Source organism: Candidatus Hakubella thermalkaliphila, from assembly GCF_013281975.1.
Taxonomy (GTDB): Bacteria; Actinomycetota; Humimicrobiia; order Hakubellales; family Hakubellaceae; genus Hakubella; species Hakubella thermalkaliphila.
The window spans coordinates 1-1,754 of sequence record NZ_BLRZ01000214.1 but is presented as its reverse complement, the minus strand read 5'-3'; the positions used below and the strand labels follow the sequence as shown (position 1 = coordinate 1,754).

Here is a 1,754-nt window from a genome sequence, read left to right as displayed (position 1 = left end):
TTGTCTCTTTCTTTACATCGAATACTTCTGCGAAGCATGAAACTGCGTTTTTTGCTATTTTATCTAGATGTTCATTAAGTTCATCAACAACTTCTTTGAGTATCGCTTCAAACTGCTCCAAATCATCTTTATCCCAAACAGCTATCTCTTTTCCAATGTCTAATGAGTTCGGTAATTCTTTAAATAACAATTCTCTTAGGTCCGCATCTCTATTCACCCTGCCGATTTTCTCGAAAAACACTTTGCATATATGCGTAAGATCCGTAGCGTATTTGGTAACGGTTGGAATATTTTGAAACCACTCAATGAATAATGAACCGACTCCATCAATGATAGGTAGTTTCCCCCAGTCTTTTTCCGGCGATATAATACTATTTATAGTCAAGAGGTAATCTTCCTCTAAAGGTAGCCTTTCTCTATATTCAATCACCACCTTTTCAGGGTCTGGGTCATTAACAATTTCATAAATAGTTTCTCCAATAAATTCTTGTGGTTCGAAGGGGCTATGTTTAGTTTTTTTAGTTTTGATAGTAAAGCGGTTGGGGTGGAGACGGAAGAAAGCACTCAGAAAAAGTTCAATCACCCGTGGTGATAAGCCGTATGGCGGCAGTTGTAGTTCTTTTACTAATTTCCTAAATTCGACATGGGGACCAGCTTCAATCATATACTTCTTCATAAGACGCCAAATCTCTTTCATTGGTTCTATTGTGGGTTCAATTATCTCGTAATAATCTGAATTACCTTTCCTTTCTATCTTTAGCATTTCTTGAGGCTTGAATGTCTGCTCCAAAATTGTCTTTTCAGCCGGTGCTTTACCCTTCCACACATAATCAATTTTGTCCTTCTTTACATCAAGAATTTGGGAGTTCAATTTGATCCTGTCGCTTTTTTGGTCTTGCATCCACCTATTTGCCATTTTCTCATGTTCAACTACAGGTGTTTTATCGAAAACTCTATTCATAACAGAATCAGCAATATCAGTATCTTTTTTACCAGTGGTGCCTAAACCTTCCCCGCCCGAAAACCAATAAAGATTTGTAATCATTTTCCACTTATTTATTTCGGTATCGAGTTTCTGCTTTTCATTATCGTATTTATCTTTCCACTCACGATAGATCTGCGTATTCTCTGAAGTGTAAGCAGGCTTTTCACTTAATTGTTTAAGTGCCTTGACATTCTTTAGAGCATCGTAAATTTTCAAAGGATATTTCGGGATAGCAATTACAATCTGGGAGTTCCTTACGTTAACGGCTTTGCTCCTGGCTTCTTCGATTTCGTCATTACTCTCGGCAACCACATAAAGAACTATCCCTTCTTTATATTCATTTTTGACTTGATCTTCATATATATTGATGTTATTTAACCCTTCAACATTGATATACTCAGCGAAGAGTTGCCTTGTAACTCGATACTTTTTCTCATATTCCCTGGCTACGATATTCTGAGGAGGATAACTCGATCTCAAAATAAGAATGGGATTGTCCCAAGATAGAGTTTCCTTTGCCTTCTCAAAATCATCCTTAAAATTACTTATTAGCTCTCCAATTCGGAAATCGTATTCACCAGTGGCTTTTACCCAAAGGACTTCGCTTGCCTTTAGCGAATCTAACAATGATTTGACCCTATGCTCCTCGATGTTTAGTAAGAGACTAAGGTTATGAGATGTAGGTAGTAGGGGTATGGAGTGTTTGGTCTTTATGGTATTGATAATGGCTAAGGCTTTCATTACTCGTTGAGTTAAAATATCTTGAGGA

At 37.2% G+C, this 1,754-nt stretch carries 1 protein-coding gene; it reads right to left on the bottom strand.

Going from position 1 to position 1,754, the window contains the following annotated elements; all coding sequences use genetic code 11:
* Positions 1-1,612: hypothetical protein (locus HW443_RS10995; RefSeq protein WP_176238200.1), on the bottom strand; the 1,612-nt coding region annotated here is incomplete at its 3' end.
* Positions 1,613-1,754 lie beyond the last annotated feature (142 nt).